The 19,430-nt window shown below is 75.0% G+C and carries 14 protein-coding genes; 6 read left to right on the top strand and 8 right to left on the bottom strand.

Features of this window, described 5'->3' with window-relative positions:
* Window positions 1-306: 306 nt before the first annotated feature.
* Both ACH4OA_RS32000 and ACH4OA_RS31995 read left to right on the top strand, forming a co-directional pair.
* A complete protein-coding gene (locus ACH4OA_RS32000) occupies window positions 307-1,659 on the top strand; it encodes a protein kinase (RefSeq protein WP_397972833.1) in 1,353 nt (450 codons plus the stop codon).
* 62 nt (window positions 1,660-1,721) lie between these two features.
* Window positions 1,722-2,240 carry an RNA polymerase sigma factor gene (locus ACH4OA_RS31995; protein WP_397935720.1) on the top strand — a complete coding sequence of 173 codons (519 nt, stop codon included), beginning with the start codon at window positions 1,722-1,724 and terminating at the stop codon, window positions 2,238-2,240.
* Window positions 2,241-2,339: 99 nt separating this feature from the next.
* On the opposite strand, the gene ACH4OA_RS31990 is transcribed toward ACH4OA_RS31995, so the two are convergent.
* Window positions 2,340-3,032 (bottom strand): PAS domain-containing protein, encoded by a 693-nt coding sequence (locus tag ACH4OA_RS31990; protein WP_397972891.1) that lies wholly within the window; start codon window positions 3,030-3,032, stop codon window positions 2,340-2,342.
* A gap of 583 nt (window positions 3,033-3,615) precedes the next feature.
* Here ACH4OA_RS31990 and ACH4OA_RS31985 point away from each other — a divergent pair.
* Both ACH4OA_RS31985 and ACH4OA_RS31980 read left to right on the top strand, forming a co-directional pair.
* On the top strand, window positions 3,616-4,881 hold the full coding sequence (locus tag ACH4OA_RS31985; RefSeq protein ID WP_397935722.1) for a helix-turn-helix domain-containing protein: 1,266 nt from the start codon (window positions 3,616-3,618) through the stop codon (window positions 4,879-4,881).
* 337 nt (window positions 4,882-5,218) lie between these two features.
* The gene (locus tag ACH4OA_RS31980) at window positions 5,219-5,590 is read left to right on the top strand and encodes a VOC family protein (RefSeq protein ID WP_397935724.1); all 372 of its coding nucleotides are present in this window, start codon (window positions 5,219-5,221) and stop codon (window positions 5,588-5,590) included.
* 33 nt (window positions 5,591-5,623) lie between these two features.
* Here the strand turns inward: ACH4OA_RS31980 and ACH4OA_RS31975 are convergent, their stop codons facing one another.
* From ACH4OA_RS31975 to ACH4OA_RS31960, 4 genes are all read right to left on the bottom strand, one after another.
* The gene (locus ACH4OA_RS31975) at window positions 5,624-6,169 is read right to left on the bottom strand and encodes a GNAT family N-acetyltransferase (protein ID WP_397935725.1); all 546 of its coding nucleotides are present in this window, start codon (window positions 6,167-6,169) and stop codon (window positions 5,624-5,626) included.
* A gap of 106 nt (window positions 6,170-6,275) precedes the next feature.
* Window positions 6,276-9,149 (bottom strand): AAA family ATPase, encoded by a 2,874-nt coding sequence (locus tag ACH4OA_RS31970; protein ID WP_397946372.1) that lies wholly within the window; start codon window positions 9,147-9,149, stop codon window positions 6,276-6,278.
* A gap of 104 nt (window positions 9,150-9,253) precedes the next feature.
* Entirely contained in the window at window positions 9,254-9,460 is a 207-nt protein-coding gene (locus ACH4OA_RS31965; RefSeq protein WP_397972830.1) for a hypothetical protein, read from the bottom strand.
* A 119-nt stretch (window positions 9,461-9,579) separates the two neighbouring features.
* Window positions 9,580-12,738, bottom strand: a complete 3,159-nt coding sequence (locus ACH4OA_RS31960; RefSeq protein WP_397972827.1) for a type 2 lanthipeptide synthetase LanM family protein — start codon at window positions 12,736-12,738, stop codon at window positions 9,580-9,582.
* A gap of 415 nt (window positions 12,739-13,153) precedes the next feature.
* Between ACH4OA_RS31960 and ACH4OA_RS31955 the strand changes: the two genes are divergently transcribed.
* Window positions 13,154-13,777 (top strand): response regulator transcription factor, encoded by a 624-nt coding sequence (locus ACH4OA_RS31955; RefSeq protein WP_365880220.1) that lies wholly within the window; start codon window positions 13,154-13,156, stop codon window positions 13,775-13,777.
* Window positions 13,774-14,415 carry a LuxR C-terminal-related transcriptional regulator gene (locus ACH4OA_RS31950; protein WP_397972825.1) on the top strand — a complete coding sequence of 214 codons (642 nt, stop codon included), beginning with the start codon at window positions 13,774-13,776 and terminating at the stop codon, window positions 14,413-14,415. The genes ACH4OA_RS31955 and ACH4OA_RS31950 overlap by 4 nt, the downstream gene beginning before the upstream one ends.
* Window positions 14,416-14,521: 106 nt before the next feature.
* Here the strand turns inward: ACH4OA_RS31950 and ACH4OA_RS31945 are convergent, their stop codons facing one another.
* The 3 genes from ACH4OA_RS31945 to ACH4OA_RS31935 form a co-directional block, all read right to left on the bottom strand.
* On the bottom strand, window positions 14,522-16,123 hold the full coding sequence (locus tag ACH4OA_RS31945) for an ABC-F family ATP-binding cassette domain-containing protein (RefSeq protein WP_397972822.1): 1,602 nt from the start codon (window positions 16,121-16,123) through the stop codon (window positions 14,522-14,524).
* Window positions 16,124-16,204: 81 nt separating this feature from the next.
* Window positions 16,205-17,839: a ribosomal protection-like ABC-F family protein gene (abc-f, locus tag ACH4OA_RS31940; RefSeq protein ID WP_397972819.1), complete on the bottom strand. Its 1,635-nt coding sequence runs from the start codon at window positions 17,837-17,839 to the stop codon at window positions 16,205-16,207.
* Between the two features lie 472 nt (window positions 17,840-18,311).
* A complete protein-coding gene (locus ACH4OA_RS31935; RefSeq protein ID WP_397935734.1) occupies window positions 18,312-18,854 on the bottom strand; it encodes a DUF4232 domain-containing protein in 543 nt (180 codons plus the stop codon).
* Window positions 18,855-19,430: the final 576 nt, after the last annotated feature.

Genomic DNA, 19,430 nt, shown 5'->3' with positions numbered 1-19,430 from the left:
GGCCCCACCGCCGGTCCTGCAAGTGCCCCCAGGGTGCGGCGGGGCGGCGGCGCCGATCAAGCCGGGACGGGGCCCGCGCCGGTGATTCAGGTGTTTCCCTGAAGAACGCCGGGGCCGGGATAGCGCCGGCCCCGGCGGGTTCTAAGGAATTCCCGCAACTTTCCCCCGGCCCCCCGTCGCAGGTGGATTCGCCGGCCCACGGCGTTGCACTCTCGAACGGGCCGCGGGCATCCGCACCCCGGCGGTGACGACCCGTCACGAGCCGTGCGATCAGGCAGACATACCCAGGGAAAGAGGTCTGGCGGCATGCACCGTCCGTTGTGTCCGGTCGAGACGCTGTACGTCGGGCAGCGCAGCAGAGCGGTGCTCTCGTGCACCCTGCGCGGACAGGTCGACACCGGGGCGCTGTCCGCGGCGTTCGACGCCGTCACGCGAAGCCACCCGACGCTGCGCGCACGTATCGCGCCGGACGGCCAGGGCTTCGCGCTGCGTCTCCTCGGCGAGGACGAACGGCCCCGGCTGGTCACCCGCACCGGCGGCGAGGAGGTGTACGCGACGGAGCTGAACACCCCGCTGCCGGTCGGGGGCCCGCTCAGCCGCGCGGTCCTGGTGAGCTCGCCCGACGGCGACCGCCATCTGTTCGTCCTCGTCATCGACCACACGATCACCGACGGACACAGCAGCATCGCCCTGCACAACGCCGTCTGGGATCACTACCGGACCTTGGTCGAGGGCGGCGGGGCCGAAGAGCGGCCGGCCGCGGCCGGCTCGGCCACCGGTTCCCCGGAGGAAGGCGGCACCTCCCCGCACTGGCCCCAGCCCGTCAGCCGGTCGCTGCCCGACGCCGACCCCGCGGCCACCGCCGCCTACCTGGAGCAGCGCATCGAAGCGACACGACGGCACCCCGTCGAACTCGTGCGCTACGACGTGCCGCGGCCGGCCGACGCCGGACCGGGTGCGGAGCCGGCCCCCGAGGGCCGCATCGAGGTGTGCCGGCTCGCCCTCGACGAGGAGCACACCACACGGCTGCGGCGGACCGCACGCCAGGCCGGCGTGTCCGTGCACTCCCTCGTCGCCGCCGCGCTGCTGACGACGGCACGGCGCCGCCTGGAGGGCGACGGCCCGCGCACCCTGGGCTGCCTGTCCCCCGTCGACCTGCGGTCCCGGCTGTCCCCGCCGCTGCCCGCCCTGCTGATGGTGCCGGCGGTCACCACCCATCTGCAGACCCTCGAAGTCGCCACCGCCACCGACCCGATGACGCTGGCGCGTACCGTCCACACCCGGCTGCGCGACTTCCTCGCCCGGGCGGACCAGTACCACGAGATGCGCATCACGCCCGAGATCCCCCGCAACCCGGCGTTGCAGCTGGCCACCGTGATCGCCACGAACATGGGTGTCGTTCCCGGACCCCGGCTGCCGGCCGGACTGCGCGCCACCGACGTCCGGCTGGTGCCCGCCCGCGAACAGTACTTCCCGCAGGCGGGCCGCAGTCCCGTCATGGCCTGCGTCGTCTCCTTCGAGGGACGGCTCGCCATCGAGTTCCCGCACTTCACCGCCTGCTTCAGCCCCTCCTTCATGCGGGCGTTCCGCGACGACGTCCGCGCCGGGCTCCTCGCCTTCACGGACGTCGCCGCGCCCCTGCCCGCACCCGCACGGTGAGGACGGCCACCCCGGCCCACCGCGCCCTACCGCACCGGCTGCCACAAGGAGCACTTCCCCCCATGAGCACCGTCGGCCCCATCCCCACTCCCCTCGCGCTGCTGCCCCGGGCCCAGGCGGGTGACGAGCAGGCGATGAACCGTCTGCTGACCGCGATCACGCCGTATGTCGCCCGCCTGTGCCGGTCCGTCACCCACGACGACGGCGCCGACGCCACCCAGGAGGCGCTCCTCGCCATCTACCGCGGCCTGCCCACCCTGCGCGAACCGGCCGCGTTCTACGGCTGGGTGCGCTCGGTGACGGTCCGCGAGGCCGTCCGCACCGTGAAACGGGCGGGCGAGGAAGGCCCCTACGTTCCCGTCGACGCGGACCAGGACGCGAACCCGCTCGACGCCGTGCACATCAGTGATGTGCTGGAACGGCTCTCCGCCTCCCACCGTCAGGTGCTCACCCTGCGGGCCTACGGGCTCAACGAGGAGGAGATGGCTCAGGTCCTCTCCCTGCCGGTGGGGACGGTCCGGTCCCGTCTGCACCGGGCCCGCCGCCGCTTCCGGGAGGCCTGGCTGCCCTCGGCGGCGTAGATCCGGTCCCGGGCGGGCCGGCGCCGCGCACGGGCAGACCGCGGACGGCGTGCGCGCCGTCCGCGGTCGCCGCGGCGGGAGCGAGGGGGCGGGTGGCGGCTACTCGACGAAATCCGGCAGGACGCGCGGCGGCCACTGTCCCACGGCGAACATCCCCAGTCCGTGGGCGCGCGCCACGAGCGCCGGGCGGTTGGGCGCGTCGAACCTGCGCAGCAGCCGCCCCACGCGGTACTCGACTCCTTGGCGGCTCATGTACAGGCGGCTGGCCAGCTGCACCGTCGACGCACCGCTCGCGACCCCCTCGAGCACGCGTGCGTCGAGTGCGCTGAGCGTGTGTCCACTTCGGTGTTCCCACAGGTCGTGGTCGCCGGTGTGGCTGAGCAGGATGACGAGTCCGGCCGGGCCGTCCGGGCAGGCCACCGCTATGGCGGTCAAGGTGGCGCGGAAGGTCCGGCCGGTGCCGTCCCGGCCGGTCACCTGCTCGGTGAACCAGTTCGACCGGCCTTCGCAGACGTCGGCGAACCGGTGCCGCAGGTTCGCGGGCAGCCGCGCGAGGAGGAGGTCGCACAGGTCACGGCCGCATATCTCGCCCGGACTGAGCCCGAAGGCTCCGGCGAACTCCGTCTCCGCCGCGGTGACGGTCGTGTCCCGGGCGGAGACGTGGGCCGTGTACGTACGACGTCTGCAGTCCCTGCCCTCGGTGTCCGGCGGAACGGATCCGAAAGCGGAGACGGCGGCCGCCTTCGCGCCGTCGGAAGAGGAAGGAGAAGCGAGAGAGGAGGCGGTGCTCATGGTGGCCACGGACGTACCCTCTTTTCTGTGCATGGGGGGTTGAGATGCGCCACGTCCTTCGGACAACGTTGTCGGGGCTCCTCTTCCCCGATGTCGTCCGCTCGGGATCCGCCGGACCACCGCTACGCCCGCCAGGGCCGCCGCAGCGGCGCCGGCAGGGCTGAACCATCTGCCGGCGCACGGGAAGCGGCTGCCGCGCCCTTCCGCGCGGCCTGCTTCCACGACGAGCCCGACAGGACGCGAGGGAGCACGGGGACCTCCGGAGACGAGGGCGAGATCGCATCAGGTCGGCACCTTGGAGGCTAAGGCGGGGCAATGCCCTTGGCAAGGGTTTGCCTGACCGGATCGAGAGGTTGTCAACTCCTCTTGTCCAGGCCGTTTTTGGCCGTCCACCACCACTGCCCGGAGCGACGGAAAGGCGGCGAAGAGGGAAACAACAGTGGATGACCGGCGGCTTTCACGATCACAACGGTGTTGCCGGTGCTGTCGGTGGTTCGTAGAGTATGGACAACTTCCGCACGCTGTCGACGGACGCGCGGAAGGAAGCGGACTCACGAAGACCTCGGGGGATCAGAGGGTGGGAATGCTCGAGCAGCCGCACTTCGGGCGCCGGCTGAGGAAACTCCGGCTCGAACGAGGGCTGAGCCAGGCGGCGGTCGTCGGTGAGGGCATGTCGACGGGGTACCTGTCACGGCTGGAGTCCGGTGAGCGCCGGCCCACCCCGCGCGCCGCCGCCTACCTGGCCCAGCGGCTCGGCGTCGACGTGTCCGCGCTGAGCGAGCCACTGGGCTGCGATTCCCTCAGCCATGCGCTGGCGTCCGCGTCCTCGGCTCCCCCGGGCACCGACAGCACCGTCGCCCTGCTCCACGCGCTGCGGGACGACGAACGCGCGGACCCCTCCAGCCGCTGGCAGGCGCTGTGGCTGCTCAGCCGCATCGACGACCGCAACGGCGACTACGAGGAGGAACGCGGCCGGCTGCGCGAACTCATCGATCTGAGCGAGCTGTTGGCGGTGCCGGAACTGCGGGTGCGGGCGCATGTCCAGTACGCGCGGTGCCTGCGGGCACTGGGTGACCTGGGGACGGCGGAGGCGGCGGCCGTGACCGCGCTGGCCATCGCGCGCGAGGAGGAGCTCCAGGCGGCCGACACCCTGACCGCGCTCGTGATGCTGATCGGTGTCGAGACCGAACTGGGCAGGCTCGACGCGGCCGGCCGGCACGTCCACGAACTGGAGCGGGACCTGCTTCCCTCGGCCACCGCGCCGCAGGCGGCCGAAGCCCTGTGGACCGCGTCCCTGGTCAGCCATCGTCAGGGGGACCACACCGCCGCCCACCATCGTCTGGAGACCGCCCTCGGCCTGCTCCAGGGCGGGGACGACCTGGAGTTGTGGACGCGGCTGCGCACCGCCGCGACCGCCGCCGCGCTGGAGACGTCCCCGCCCCGGCTGGAGGCGGCCCGGCGCTGGCTGGACGAGGCCGAGGCGCTCGTCGAGCTGACCGGCACACGCCTGCACGGCCAGGAGCTGCAGGCGCTGCGCGCCCAACTGGCCTTCCACGAAGGACGGTTCGACGAGGCCCGGGCGCTGTGCCGTGCCCTGCCGCGCGGCGACGAGCTGCGGCTGCCCTATCGGGACCGGGTGCGGCTGGCCGTCCTCGAAGGCCGGCTGACCATCCTGGACGGCCGCGTGGAGGAGGGCATAGCGGCCTTGCAACGCCTCGGTCACCAGGCGGCGGACGCACGGAACCTGGACCTGGCCGCCCATGTCTGGCAGTCCCTGGCCACGACCCTGGCCCAGGTCCGCACACCGGCGGGATCCGAGGCGGTGGTCTCCGCCTGCGGCCGCCGGTGACCGTTTCCGCTCGGCTGCGCGTCGCCGCGTCCACCCGGTCACAGGAAACGCCCGGCCGCTCGCGTGCCATACGAACGGCCGGTTCCGGTCGCTGACGAACCCGTCGTGGAGACCACGCGGCCGCCGGCTCGTCAGCCTGTTCACCCTGCTGCTCGCCTTCCTGTCCGATCGGGAGGCCGCCTGACGCGACGGCCGCGCCACCGGTACGACTCCGGTGGCGCCGGCCGCACGGCCCGGACCCGGCGCGGGACTCTCCGGCCGCCTGCAGGCGCCCGCGGCCGCTCCGGCGGCCTCTAGGGTGTTGCCACGCACGCCCGCCCACCGCCCCGGAGACGCCATGCCCGCGCAGATGAAGCTGCTCGCGATCACACTCGACTGCCCCGACCCGCCGGCTCTGGCGGCGTTCTACCAGCAGGCCACCGGCCTCGAACCGCACCCGGAGTCGGACGCCGGGTTCGCGGGTCTCCACGGCGAGCACGGACTGTTCATCGGCTTCCAGCGCGTCGACGACTACCGGGCTCCGAGCTGGCCCGGCCAGATCGTTCCCCAGCAGCTTCACCTCTGCTTCAAGGTCGAGGGGACCCTGGACGAGGCCGAGGCCCGGCTGCTGGAGCTGGGCGCGGGCAAGCCGGACCACCAGCCGCACGGGGACGGGGCGCGGGTCCTCACCGATCCGGCCGGGCATCCCTTCTGCATCAGCACGCGCTGAGCAGGGCGAGGCGCCGGCCACCGGGCGGGGGCGTCACGGCGGTGCCGCGTAGCAGTGGACGGTCACCGTCCGGTGCGGACTCCACCGCTGTTCGACCGTGGCCATCAGCTCCCAGCCCAGCCGCTCGTACAGGGCGGTCGCCGCGGTGTCGGACGCGACGACGTCGAGCACGGGATGCAGGCCGCGTCGCCGGGCCTCCTGCACCGCCCGGCCGATCAGCAGGGCACCGATCCGGTGCCCCCTCGCCCGCGGGGCGACGAACAGCCTGCCGACCACGGCGGTCCTGCCCCGCGCCGCCCCGGTCCGCTCGCTGAACAGCACCGGGGCCAGATCGTCTTCGCCGCCTCGCGACAGGCTGACGTGCCCCGCCAGGGCGCCGTGGAGTCCGGCGACCCAGGAGCCCAGCAGGGGGCCGCGTGACAGCCACTCGCCGGGCCGGTCCGGCCAGTTCACCGGATAGCCGTCGCGCGCGTGGACCTCCGCGAGGATCCGCACGCACTCCTCGACATCGCCGTCGGCCCGCTGCCGGACCCAGCGGCCGGGCCCCTCCGCACGCGGCGCGGTGCTCTCGCTGTTCATCCGGGCATGGAAACACAGGCCGCAGCGTCACGACCAGCCACTTTCGATGCCGAGGGCACCTGCCGCCGCCTCAGGCGGGCTCCGGCCCGGGGCCCCGTCCGGCCGTTCAGGTCTGCTCCGCCGCCAGCGCGCACAGCTGTGAGCGGTTGGGCAGTCCCGTCTTGGCGATCAGGCTGGCGATGTGCTTCTCGACGGTGCGCGGGGAGATGTAGAGCCGGGCGGCGATCTCCTTGTTGCTGGGGCGGTCGGCCAGCAGTTGGAAGATCTCGTACTCGCGGACCGTCATGCCCTTCAGCCGCAGCTCGGGCGGTATCCGATCGCTGCCGGTGCGGTACTGGCGCACCGGTGCGCCGATCGCGCGGAGCAGGGTGCGGCAGGCGCCGGCCACCGCCGTGGCGGAGGTCTCTCGGAAGTGGTGCTCGGCTTCCCGCAGCCATCGTTCCGGTTCGCCCCAGCCGAGCGCGTGGGCCTCCTCCGCGACCAGCCGCTGCCCCAGGTGGCGGGCGGTGGGGTAGGGCGCGCCCGCGTCCTGGGCGAGGAGTGCCGTGCGGCCGGCCGCCTCGGGCCGGCCCTCCCGGCCGAGCAGGACGGCCTCGGCGAGCAGGACGAAGTGGCGGTTCCACCGCATCCGGCCCGGGGCGCCGGCGGCCACCCGGTCGAGGCGGGCACGGCCGGTCCGGCCGGCCAGGACGTCGAGCAGCAGGCCGAGGCCGTGCCGTCCGCTCAGATGGAAGGTGCTCGGGTTCTCGGTCTCCAGCGCCTGGAGGTCGGCCATGACCCGGTCCGCCTGTTCCCGGTCCTCCTCCAGCAGCGCGCAGAAGACCCGGGCCAGGCCGAGGACCAGCGGCTCCTCGGGCGAACCGCTCCCGTCCCAGCGCCCGAAGTCGGTCAGGGCCTCCTCCATGGCGGCCCGGTCGCCCTGGTGGGCCGCCAGCACCGAGCGGGTCATCAGCAGGTACCGGGCCACCGACGTCAGTTTCAGGCGGGCCGCCATGGTCAGCGTCTCGTCGCCCAGCGCCCGGGCCTCGCCGAACCGTCCGGACAGCACGTCGTGCAGGGTGAGGATGCCGTCGATGTCGTAGACGATGGTGACCGCGCCCAGCCGCCGGGCCTCCGTGCGGGCCTCCTCGAGGGTGGCGGTGCCGCCGTTGTCCAGCCACCGGATGCCGCCGAGCCGGGTGAGCGCGTACATCCGCTGCAACGGCAGGCTGTGCCGTTCGGCGGTGCTCATCGCCCGTTCCAGGTAGGTGCTGGCCTCCGACAGGTCGCGTTCGCGGGCGACCACGCCCAGCAGCTCCCACGCCTGGCAGGCGACCAGGGGCAGGCCGTGCCGCTCGGCGGTGCCGAGCGCGGCCCGGGCCAGCCGCTCCGCCCGCTGGGTGCGGTCCTGTCCGGGCGTGTCGAGGCACAGGTACGCCTCCACCACGTCGGTCAGCGCGGCGTGCGCCTCGTCCGGCGCCGTCCCCAGCAGGGCGCGGGCCCGCTCGATCTGGTTGTTGCCGTCGGCCCAGCGGCCCGCCATGTACGCCACGTGCGCGAGACGGGTGTGCAGGGCGGCCAGCCGGGCCGCGCCCAGGCCGGCACCGACGAGTTCGCGCAGGCTCCCGGCGAGACTGAGCGCGCGGGTCAGGTCCCCGGTCTCCGCGAGCGCCGGCAGCAGCGCCTCCAGGGCCTCGGCGCGGGCGGTGGAGTCGCCGCCGCCCGCCAGCAGCCGTTCGGCGCGGTCGAGCAGCGCCACCGCGGAGCCGACCGCGCCGTCGGCGAGGGCCCGGCGCCCGGCCTCGGTGAACAGCCGGCCGGCCCGGACGGGGTCGCCGGCGTCGGCGCGCAGGGTGGCCGCCAGGGGGCACCAGTCGCCCGGCAGGCCGGGGTTGAGGGTTTCGATCGCGTTCGCGCCCTGGTGGGACAGGGCGGCCCGGGCGGTCGGGGTGAGCTGCGCGAGCAGCGCCTCGGCGGTCAGCGGATGCTGGAAGGCGTACCAGTCGGGGGCGGGTTCGTCCGCCGCGACCAGCCGGGCCGCCACGCTCGCGTGCAGATGGCTGAGCAGGCTCCGGTCGTCGAACCCGGTCATCGCCTGGAGCACCGACAGGGGGAAGCGCCGGCCCAGTACGGCGGCGGCGCTGAGCAGGGTGCGCCCCTGCGGGCCGAGTTGATCGATGCGGTGGATGGCGCCTTCCAGCAGCGCCCTCGGCATATTGCGGCGCAGGTCGCCGGCGACCCGCCAGGCGGTGCCCTCGCGGACGAGCGCGCCGCCGGCGACCGCGCCCTGGAGGAGTTCCTCGACCAGGTACGGGATGCCCGCGCTGTCCTCCGAGAGCTGGACGAGCACCTCGGCCGGCATCGAGCCGGGGTCGGTGTCCAGGCAGGAGGCGATCATGCGGCCGACCTCGTCGGCGTCCAGCGGTGCCAGCCGGAACAGCGTCGCGCTGTTCCGGCGGCCGGCGGACTCGGCGAGCCGCAGGGCCTCGCCGGGCTCCGACCGGACGGTGGCCACCAGCATGAGCGGCTGCTGTCCGAGGTTGTCCACCAGGTACTCGACGACGGCGAGGGTCTCGGTGTCGGCGTCGTGCAGGTCCTCCAGCACCAGCAGGCAGCCGTTGTCGCGGCCGGCGGAGGCGAGCAGCCGTAGCACCGCCTCGGCGAGCACCACCGTCGAGCCCTGGTCGGGGGCGCCGGTGCTCCAGCCCGGGATGAGCCGGCCGAGGACCGGGCGGTACGGCCCGAGGCTCGCCTCGTCCGGGGTCACCCCGCCGCGGGAGAGCGGCATCAGGGCCTCGGTGAGGGGCCGGAGCGGCACCATCGGCCCAATGGTGCTGCTCCGGCCCTTCAGGACCCGGACCCCGGCGTCCAGCGCCGAGCCGATCAGCTCGGCGACCAGCCGGGACTTGCCGATGCCGCCCTCCCCGACCAGGAACGCCGTGGCCCCGCGCGAGCGCTCCAGATCCCCCAACAACTCGCCGAGCTCGGTGACTTCGGCCACACGGCCAATGAGATGAGCTGCCCGAAGACGCATACCTCCGGATAGTAGTCACTCCTCTCCCGAAGGTCGCACGTCTGCTCGGATACACCGTGCGTGACGGCAGGTCAGCCGGGCACCGACACGGTGGTGATGGTGGCGGAGGCCAGCTCGACCACCAGGCCGCTGCCGAGGCTCATCCCGGCCAGCGCCCGGGTCCGGGCGCACGCCCCGTTCCAGCGGACCAGTCGGATCTCGCCGGCCGGGTCGATGACCGCCGTGGACGCGCCCGTGGCCTCGCCGTGGACGGAACCGTTCTGCGGGAAGTGGGACATGGGGCTTCCTTTCCGTGGGGACCGGTCCGCTCCGGGACCGTTCTTCGGCTGACTGTCGCGCTGTTCGATCGACGAGGTGGTCATGGCGCCCCCTGCGGGCACCGGGTCGTACCGGGCCCTCAGCCCCGTCCGCCGTCCCGGGCGGCGCCCAGCAGCAGGACCGAGGGCACGGTGTCGGCGAAGCCCAGCCGGAGCAGGGCGTAGCCGATGCCCGACAGCCCGGTGAGCAGGCCGGGCGTCGGTATGTGACCGGGGGTCCCGCAGCGGGGCCCCCAGTCCTGGAGCAGTCCGAGGACCAGGCCGGTCCGGCCGGTCAGGCTGCTCCGGGCCTCGGCGTGGCCCCGTCCGGCGAGGGCGGCCAGCGCCTCCGTCACGCCCAGTTCGCCGTGGCACGGGCTGAGGTCGGCCACCGGCGGGTGTTCGGTGAGCCGGCAACTCGCGTCGCGTGCCGGGCCCTCGCCCGCCCGCGGACAGAGCCCGGCGTCGGCCGCCGCCAGCACCACGCCGGCCGTACCGGAGCACCAGCCGGCGTCGAGCCGGTCCGCCGCCGCGAGTGCGGCGGTCAGCCGGGCCCGGCCGGCCGCGCCGGCCCGCTCGCCCAGCGGGCCGCCGGCGAACCGGGCGTGCCGGGCGAGCGCCCAGCCGATCCCGGCCTCGCCGAAGGCGAAGCCGGGGCGTTCCGGTGCGCCGTCGCCGGCGGGGCCGGCCGGGGGCAGCCGCAGCAGCCGTTCGGCGATCCGGTCGGCGAGGCCGGCCGCCTGCGGCAGCCCGCGCTCGTGGTGCACCGCGTGCAGGGCGGCGAGCGCTCCGGCCAGACCGGCCGACACGTCCGGCGGGGCGTCGTCGCCGTCAGCCGCCAGGGCGAGGGCGTCCAGCGCCGTGGGCAGGCATGCGGCGAGGTCGTCGTCGACCAGGGTGGCCACCCGGGCGAGGGCGTAGCAGATCCCGCCCAGGCCGTCGAAGCCGCCCGGGCCCACGGCCCGGCTCAGCGCCGGGTCGGCGGCCATCGCGGCGACGAGTTCGGGCACCGGGGCGAGGGCCGCCCGGGCCAGCTCGGTGTGCCGGGCAGAGCCGGTGAGCGCGCCGAGCTGGGCCAGGAACAGGGCGACCCCGCTGTAGCCCTGGGCCAGTCCGGCGCCCATGGGCAGCACCGTCCAGCGGTCGTCGACCGCCTCCAGGCCGATCCAGTTGGCCCGCCCGTGCCCGTGGACGGCCCGGCCGGCGATCTCGTCGGCGAGCCCGGAGGCGGCGGCCAGCAGCGCGGAGGGCTCCGGCAGGGCGGCCGGGGCGGGCCGGGCCCGGCGGCCCGCGCGGTGGCGGGGTCCGGCGGCGTCCGGCTCCGTGGACGCCAGGGTGGCCGAGATGATCCATTCCTGGGCGTGGCGGTCGACGGTGCTCATCGCGGCCAGCTTCGCCCGTGCGGTGGCGAGGCCGGAGGTGCCGAGGACGCCGGGCACCGGGCTGCCGTCCGAGGCGAGGACCTCCGGCGAGCCGGGCCGGTGGAAGAAGACGGGGACGTCGCCGTCCCACAGGTCGGCGATCTCGTACTCGATCAGGGACTGGCGGGCCGGGTCGCCGTCCGACTCGGCCCACAGCACCGCGAACATGGCGTCCCGGTCGAGCCCGTCGCGCAGCAACTGGGGATGGGTCGCCTCCTCCAGGAGGGTGGCGTACAGCTTCGTCGGGCGGACCACGAGCCGGCCGACCGCGTCCGCGCCGGCGGCCAGCGGCCCGCCCGGGCCGGAGAGTTCGTCGCGGTGCCGGACGACGGCGTCGTACGCGGTGCGGAACCCCGCCAGGACCGCGGCGAGCCGGTCGGCGCTCCGGGGCGCCGCCGCGGGGCCGTAGGGCCGGTTCAGCGCGCCGGTGAACGGTGCCGGGCGGCGCACCAGGCGCATCTCGTCGGTGCCGGCGTCCTCCCAGACCATCCGGGTGTCGGGGGACTGCCCGCCCGGTGCGCCGCCCAGCGCGGAGACGTCGACGGCGCCGAGTTCGCCCATCAGGAGCTGCGGCAGCAGGCAGGTGCGGTGCACCGAGGAGGCGTGCGCCGCGGCGGCCGGATCGGGCCGGGTGGTCCTGCTCTCGCGCAGGACGGGGTGCAGCAGTGTCTCCACGTCGACGAGCACGGGCTGGTCGCCGTGGGCGAGGAGGTTCTCGCAGTGCAGGTCGACCCCTTCGAGGGTGTAGGCCAGCGCGATCAGCGCGCCCTGCCGGCGGTGGAACCGGTCGATCTCGGGCAGCGAACGGCAGGTCCGGTGGTCGATGTACTCCAGCCACCCGTAGCCGTCCCCGGCCACCCAGCGCGGGGTGCGCAGCCCCAGGCCCGGTACCTTCGCGTCCAGCCAGCCGGCCATGTGGTCCAGCAGGGCGTGCTGGTCGACCGGCCGGGGCTTGTAGACGGCGCTGCCGCCGCCGGCGAACCGGAGCACCGCCACGGACCGGCCCTGCTGGTGCAGGTCGCCGAGTCCCAGCTCGACGGTCGCCAGCGGGCCCGGGTCCCGTCCGCCGAAGAAGGTGTCGGCCAGCTCCGGCCGGTCGGCGGCGAGCCGCGCCAGCAGTTCGGCGCCGGACCGGGCGGTGTGCCGGCAGGTCAGGGCCAGCAGCCGGGCGAGCACCGGATAGCCGGTGAACAGCCGGGTGAGGCCCGCCCGGGTGCCGGCCCGGGCGGCGAAGCCGGCGAAGCGGTCCGCCGCGGTGGCGCCCGGCAGGTCTCCCGCGGTCCGCGCGGCGGCGAGTTCGACGACCAGGGTCCGGGCCGCCGCCTTGGCCAGCCGTCGCGCCAGCCAGCGCGCGTACTGCCGGGCGAACACCGCCGTCTCGCCGGGCTCCGCGCCGCCCGCCGCGGCCTGCCCGGCCAGTTCGGCGACGGCCGCCGCCACCAGCGGGCGCAGCACCGGTTCGAACACGGCTGCCCCGTCCGCCGCGTCGGCGGGCGCGGTGACCGCCGCGCCGGGGACCTCCGCGGGTGTCTCCGGGGCCGCGGCGACCGCGCCTTCCACGAACGCCACCCACCGCGGCTTGGCGAGCCGGCCGGCCAGCCGGGCCGGGGGTTCGGCGGCGAGTGCCGCCACCAGCCGGGCGTCGGCGCCCAGCCGGGCGGTGCGCACGGACTCGCAGGCCAGCCCGACCACCGAGCGGGTGCGCAGCCGGGCGGCCGGGCCCGCGGCCGGCGCCGCCGGCGGGTGCGGGGCCGACAGCCGTTCGCGCAGTGTCGCGGCCGGCGCCCACCAGGAGGGCGGGGCCTGCGTGGCGGGGCCGGCGGTGTCGGTCGTGGTCACGTCCGCCACTCTGGCAGCGGTGTCGCCCGCCCGTACAGGGGAGCACTACCCGTACATTCCTCGGCCGACTACCCACTCGAGGTCGCCACCGCGCCCGCCTTCGCGCCGCCGGCGGGGCGGGGGCGGCCCGGGGGGCGGGCGGGGGCGGGCTTGGGAGTGGGCTCGGGAGCGAGCCGGGGGCGGGCGGGGGCGGGTCTACGAGCGGGCCCGACGGGTCCGCGTCCGTGGCGGCCGGGCCCCCGGCGGCACCGGCCGCCCGGCGGTGCCCCGCCGGGCGCGGCGCGGTCGCCGGTGCGCGGCCCGGGGGCGTTGAGCGGGTACGGGAATGTGGGTGACCGCGCCCCATGCGGCGCGGCGCGCGGGTTGCCGAGACTCCTCGCCGAGAGGTTCGTTCCACGCTGACCGAGGAGTGCACATGGGCAGCCCCCTGCCGCTTTGCGTCGTGGCCCTGGACCCGGTACTCGAAGCCGGCGCCGTCAGCGCCCTGTCCGGCAACCCGGACATCACCCTGGTCCCGCCGGGCGAGAAGGCCGACGTGGCCATCGTCATCTCCGACCGGGTGGCCCGTCAGGAACTCGATCTGGTGAACGCGACCGGGGCCGGCCCGCACCGGCCCGCCGTCATCGTGATCGCGTCCGACCTGTCCCCGGCCGAGGCCGCGGACGCCATCAACGCCGGGGCGCGCGGCCTCCTGCGCCGGCACGAGGTCAACGCCGACCGGCTGGCGCGGACCGTGGCCACGGTGGCCGGCGGCGACTGCACCGTGCCGCCCGACCTGATCGACGGCCTCCTCGACCAGGGCCCCGAGGCCGGCCCCCACCCCGAGGCGCGGGGCCAGGTGCCGGGCTGGGGCCTGGACGAGCGGGAACGCGCGGTGCTGCGGATGGTGGCCGACGGCCGGGAGACCGACGAGATCGCCAAGGAACTCTGCTACTCCGCGCGGACCGTGACCACCGTGGTCCGCGACATCACCCAGCGGTTCCGGCTGCGCAACCGCGCCCACGCGGTGGCCTACGCCCTGCGGACGGGCCTGCTGTGACCGGCCTCGTCCTGGAGGCGGCGCCGGAGGCCGGCCGGCGCGACGGCCGGCTGCGCGTGCACCTCGGCCCGGCGGGCGGGGCGGCCCGCGACACGGTGGCCGCCGGCCTGCGCCGGGCCGGCATCGAGGTGGCCGCCGTACGGTCCGACGGGGCCGTCCGGGTGGCCGCCGGCCGGACGCCCGGTGCGGCGCTCGACGGCTGGCCCGAACCCGGCGGCGGCCCCCTCCTGCTGGTCGCCGACACCTTCACCGCCGCGGGGGTGCGGCTGGCCGTCCGGGCCGGGGCAGTGGTCATGCTGCAGACCGCCGAGGCCACGCCGGAGCGCCTGCTCGCCGCCGTCCGCGGTGCCCGGTACGGCGAGGGCAGGATGCCCTACGGCGTCCTGGTCCGCCTCCTCGGCGAGGCGGGCGGCGAGGACGCGGAGCGCCGGCACCCCACCCCCCGCTCGCCGCTGACGGCCCGGCAGCGGACGGTGCTCACGCTGGTCGCCGAGGGGCACGGCAACGCGGCCATCGCCCGGCGGCTCTCCTGCTCCCAGCACACCGTGAAGAACGTCATGTACGACCTGATGACCCGCCTCCAGGTCCGCAACCGGGCCCACGCGGTAGCCCACGGCGTCCGCACCGGCCTGATCTGATCCGACCCCGCCGCCGGCCTCGACGGCGCCCGATCCCCTGGGCTCCGGCCCCGGTGCCGACTCCGTCACCGTCTCGGCGGGTGGCTCCCTCCGGGAGCGAGAAGCGTTACCGTGTCAGCCGGTGCTCACGGCCCTGCCAGCGTCGGCGCAGCCAGCGGTCATGGCTGGCCACGACGATCGCGCCGGGGCCCGGGCCCAGGGCGGCCTCCAGTTCGTCGCACAGGGCTGGCGAGAGGTGGTTGGTGGGCTCGTCGAGCAGGAGCAGCTGGGGTGGGCGGGCCACCAGGAGGGCCAAGGCCAGGCGCCTGCGCTGGCCCGCCGACAACTGCCCGACCGGCTTGTCCAGGTCCGCCTCGGACAGCAGGCCGAGCGAGCCCAGGGGCACCTTCTCCGCCCGCCGCGCGCCCAGCGCCAGCTCATAGGTGTCGCGGGCCGTGCGGTCGGGCCGCTCGAAGACCGTGTCCTGGGTGAGCAGGCCCACCGACAGCCGGCGCCGCCGGATCACCTCGCCCTCGGCCGGCAGCCGCCCGGCGAGTACGGCGAGCAGCGTCGACTTGCCCGCTCCGTTGCCGCCCGTGACGAGCAGCCGGTCGGTCGGCGACACCTCCAGACCGTCCAGGGTGAGCCGGCCCGGCACCCGTACGCCGTGGAGAGCGACCAGGGGACGTGAATCCTCCTCGCTGCGCGCGGCCAGTTCCCCGGCCGCGAACCGCAGCGGGCGGGGCGGCTCGGGGACCCGGGTCCGGTCCAGCTCCTCCAGGCGCCGGGTGGCGTTGCGGACCCGGCGGGAGATCTGGCGCTGCACCCGGCCCGCCCGGCGGCCGTACCCCATCTTCTCGTTGTCGGTACGGCCGCGGTCCGGCGCGACCCGGTGCGCGGTCACGCCGGCGGACTCCCGCAGCGCTTCCAGTTCCTCCTGCTCCGCGGCGAACTGCCGCTCCCAGCGCTCGCGTTGGGCCAGCTTCTCCGCGAGGTAGGTGCTGTAGCCGCCGCCGTAGCGGACGGGGCCGTCCACCGCCGGGTCGAGGTCGATCAGGTCGGTGCAGACGGCGTCGAGGAACGCCCGGTCGTGGCTGGCGACGACGACCGTGCCGGGCATACCGCGGACCTGCTCCTCCAGGAAGGCGGCGGCACCGTCGTCGAGGTGGTTGGTCGGCTCGTCGAGGAGCAGCGCCGACGGCCGGCGTACGAGGAGAGCGGCCAGGGCGAGGCGGCCGCGCTGGCCACCGGAGAGCGAGCCGAGGGTGCGGTCGCGGCCGAACGCGCCGAGGCCGAGCCCGTCCAGGACCAGGGTCGCGCGGCGGTCGGCGTCCCAGGACTCCCGGTCCTGGGCCTGCTCCAGGCGGCGGCCGTAGGCGTCGAGGAGGGCCCGGTCCTCCGGGGTGCGGGCGAGCTCCTGGCCGAGGCGGTCCAGTTCGGCGAGATCCTCGCGGGCCTCGCGCAGTGCCTCGTCCAGCACCGCGGCGAGGGTGGCGGCGTCGTCGTACGGCATCTCCTGATGGAGGAAGCCCAGGTCGGCGGGGCGGGTGACGCTGCCCGCGTCGGGGTCGTCGATGCCCGCGAGAACCCGCAGCAGGGTGGACTTGCCCACCCCGTTCTCCCCGATGAGGCCGATGCGATGGCCGGGGGAGGCGGTCAGGGAGACGCCGTCGAGGACGCGGCGCTCGCCGAGGGTGCGGACGAGGTCGTGAGCGATCAGTGCGGACACAGGGGTCCCCCAAGGGTGAGCGGTGGACGGCCCGCCGGGCGTACGGCGCCTCGGACACGGGCCATGGCACACGTCAACGGCTCACACCTCGGGCACCCCCGTCTCCTTGAGCGTGCCCTCGGCCAGCCGCAGCCAGCGGTTCGCACCGATCTCGGCGAGGAACCGTTCGTCGTGACTGACCACCATGAAGGCGCCCTGGTAGGAGTCGAGGGCGCTCTCCAGCTGGCCCGCGCTGACCAGGTCGAGGTTGTTGGTCGGCTCGTCCAGCAGCAGCAGGTGCGGGGCCGGTTCGGCGCACAGGACGCAGGCGAGCGTGGCGCGCAGGCGTTCGCCACCGGAGAGGACGCCGACCGGGAGGTGGGCGCGGGCGCCGCGGAAGAGGAAGCGGGCGAGCAGGTTCATGCGCTCGGCCTCGGGGCGCTCGGGGGCGAACGCGGCGAAGTTCTCGGCGACCGTGCGTTCCAGGTCGAGGAGGTCCAGGCGTTGGGAAAGGTACGCGATGCGGCCGTCGTTGCGCTTGATCTCCCCGCTGTCCGGGGCGAGTTCGCCGGTGACCAGGCGCATGAGGGTGGTCTTGCCGGCGCCGTTGGCACCGATGAGCGCGATGCGCTCGGGGCCGCGGATGGTCAGGTCGACGCCGCCCGGGGCGAACAGTTCGCGGTCCCCGAGGCTGACCTGCATACCCTCGCCGAGGAAGAGGTTGCGGCCCGCGGGCACTTGGGTGTCGGGGAGCTCCAAGGCGAGACGCTGCTCGTCGCGCAGTGCACGGCCGGCCTCGTCGAGGCGGGCCTTGGCCTCGCTGACCCGGGAGGCGTGCATGGTGCCGGACTTGCCCGCGGCCTCCTGGGCGCCGCGCTTCATGTTGCCGGCGAAGATCTTGGGCAGTCCGGCGTTCTTGAGGTTCTTGGAGGCGTTGCTCATCCGGCGCTCGGCGCGTTCGCGGGCCTGCTGCATCTCGCGCTTCTCGCGCTTCAGCTCCTGCTCGGCGTTGCGGACGTTCTTCTCGGCGACCTCCCGCTCGGTGCGCACGGCTTCCTCGTACTCGGTGAAGTTGCCGCCGTACAGGCGCAGTTCGTCGCTGCCCAGCTCGGCGATGCGGTCCATGCGGTCCAGGAGCGCGCGGTCGTGGCTGACCAGGAGCAGGGTGCCGGTGAAGTCCGACAGCACGTCGTAGAGCTTGTGCCGGGCTTCGACGTCGAGGTTGTTGGTCGGTTCGTCGAGCAGGAGGACATCGGGGCGCCTGAGGAGCTGGGCGGCGAGGCCGAGCGAGACGACCTGGCCACCGCTGAGGGTGCTCAGGCTGCGGTCCAGGGTGAGGCCGGCCAGGCCCAGCCGGTCGAGCTGGGCGCGGGTGCGCTCCTCGATGTCCCAGTCGTCGCCGATGGTGGCGAAGTGCTCCTCGGCGACATCGCCGGACTCCACGGCGTCCAGGGCGCGGATGACGGCGGCGACGCCGAGCACCTCGGCGACGGTGAGGTTGCCGACGAGGGGGAGGCTCTGCGGGAGGTAGCCGAGGGTGCCGCTGACGGACACCGAACCCGTGGCGGGCTTGAGTTCACCGGCGATGAGCTTGAGCAGGGTGGACTTGCCGGAACCGTTGGGGGCGACCAGGCCGGTGCGGCCGGGGGCCACGGTGAAGGACAGGTCCTGGAAGACGGGGGTGCCGTCGGGCCAGGCGAAGGAGAGGTTCGAGCAGACGATAGCGGCGTCGGACATGGAGGCGACCTCGAAAGGGCGGGGGCAACGCGCTTGAGCCGCTGCCCGGGGCAGACGTGGGAAAAGGGGTACGACGAAACGGACCACCTCGGCAGCGCTCCTGAGCGCCGGCCGGTGGCCGTCAGATCCGGATCTCACCCGGAGATGTCGTCGTCACCCACCACGTCTGCCACTCCTCGATACACGGTCTACGTCCCGCTCAGCTTAACAAGTCGGCGCAGCGCCCGGCCCGCTTGACTCGTAACGCCCGGTGAGGGTCCGCAGGGGCGCCCGCCGGTGCCGACCGGCACCTCGCCCACGCCCTGCTCACTGGCACCGGCGACGGCGGAGCCGGAGCACGACCACGACCAGCGGCCGGCAGGCTCCGCGGTCTGTTCCGCCGCCGGAGCGGACCCCACAGGGCGACGCCGCCCCCTCCCGAGCGCCGCGCGGTCAGAGCCGTCCTGGAGCTCCGACCGCGCGGCCGCGGGGGTTACTGTCCGACCGGGTTGAGGTAGGTGCCCGGGTGGGTGGCGCCGTCCTGCTTCAGGATCTGGCCGCCGAACGGCCACTTCAGGGTGAAGTGCTTCGTCTCGTTCGGCGGGGTGACCAGGAAGGTCGCGGGGACGAACTTCTGCTTCTGCGGCGTGGACTTGGCAACGGGGAGCAGGTTGACGCTGAAGTTCGTCGTGGCCCCCTTCTTCAGGGTGATCTTGGTGGGCTTCTTGGAGGAACGCGCCAGGGACCAGGTGCCGTCGGTCTTCTGGGCGCCGACCATGTCGACACCGGCGAAGCCGGACAGGGTGCAGGTGCGGTTGCTCTTGTTGGTGAACCAGATGAACGCCTGCGTCTGCTTCCCGGCCCGCCCCATCTCCGGCTTCGCGTCGTCCCCGGTGGCGAAACCGGCCTTCAGGTCGGCGGTGTGGCAACGCGTCGGCGCGGCCTTGGCGGTGGCGGCCGAGGCCGGGACGGCGGCGACGGCGGTGCCGGCGGCGACGATCGCCGCAAGGGCCACGGTGGTCATCTTGGTGTTCATGACGTGTTGGGTTCCCCTCGAATACGACTCGGTGCGCGAGGTCACGTGCGCACCCACGCACCTGTAGACGTTCGAGGTCCGGCGCCGGTTCGGTGCGCCGGGCAATCTTTTCCGCCGCGTACGGCGGGGGCGGGGCACCGCCTCTGCTGCTCACCCACTACGGCTGCTGGGCCGTCGGTGCCGTGGTCCTGGCCGTCGCCCGTCCCTCGGCCGGCCAGCGCCTCCGCCTCCGCCCCCGCCCCGGTGGTGGCCGGTCTCGTCCGGTCCGGTCCCGGTGGTGGCCCGGGGTGGCCCGGCCCGGTCACGGGGCCGGTGTCGTGGGGGCGGCCAGAGACATTGACGCAGGAAAAGCCGCGGCAGGCGCTGCCGCTCCTTCCCTACTGCGCCGCCGGTCCCGACCGGCAAGCTCCGGACGTGGCCCCGGCGCCCCGGGGCCGCGCCGCCCGACCCCCCCTAGCGGGGGGGTGGCCGGGGGGCCCGGGGGCGGCCCGGCCCGGCGCGGCCCGCGGCCCCCCCCGCCGGCCACAGGGGGGGAATACGCGGGGGCCCCCCGTAGACCCCCGGGGTGCGGGCGCC

The organism is Streptomyces sp. NPDC017095, from assembly GCF_044332325.1.
Lineage (GTDB): Bacteria > Actinomycetota > Actinomycetes > Streptomycetales > Streptomycetaceae > Streptomyces.
This window is presented reverse-complemented; position numbering and strand designations above follow the sequence as displayed.

Coding starts and splice junctions, on each gene's coding strand:
- abc-f (WP_397972819.1), bottom strand. CDS start 17,839: ATGTCCGACGCCGCTATCGTCTGCTCGAACCTCTCCTTCGCCTGGCCC.
- ACH4OA_RS31995 (WP_397935720.1), top strand. CDS start 1,722: ATGAGCACCGTCGGCCCCATCCCCACTCCCCTCGCGCTGCTGCCCCGG.
- ACH4OA_RS32000 (WP_397972833.1), top strand. CDS start 307: ATGCACCGTCCGTTGTGTCCGGTCGAGACGCTGTACGTCGGGCAGCGC.
- ACH4OA_RS31985 (WP_397935722.1), top strand. CDS start 3,616: ATGCTCGAGCAGCCGCACTTCGGGCGCCGGCTGAGGAAACTCCGGCTC.
- ACH4OA_RS31935 (WP_397935734.1), bottom strand. CDS start 18,854: ATGAACACCAAGATGACCACCGTGGCCCTTGCGGCGATCGTCGCCGCC.
- ACH4OA_RS31955 (WP_365880220.1), top strand. CDS start 13,154: ATGGGCAGCCCCCTGCCGCTTTGCGTCGTGGCCCTGGACCCGGTACTC.
- ACH4OA_RS31990 (WP_397972891.1), bottom strand. CDS start 3,032: ATGAGCACCGCCTCCTCTCTCGCTTCTCCTTCCTCTTCCGACGGCGCG.
- ACH4OA_RS31965 (WP_397972830.1), bottom strand. CDS start 9,460: ATGTCCCACTTCCCGCAGAACGGTTCCGTCCACGGCGAGGCCACGGGC.
- ACH4OA_RS31975 (WP_397935725.1), bottom strand. CDS start 6,169: ATGAACAGCGAGAGCACCGCGCCGCGTGCGGAGGGGCCCGGCCGCTGG.
- ACH4OA_RS31980 (WP_397935724.1), top strand. CDS start 5,219: ATGCCCGCGCAGATGAAGCTGCTCGCGATCACACTCGACTGCCCCGAC.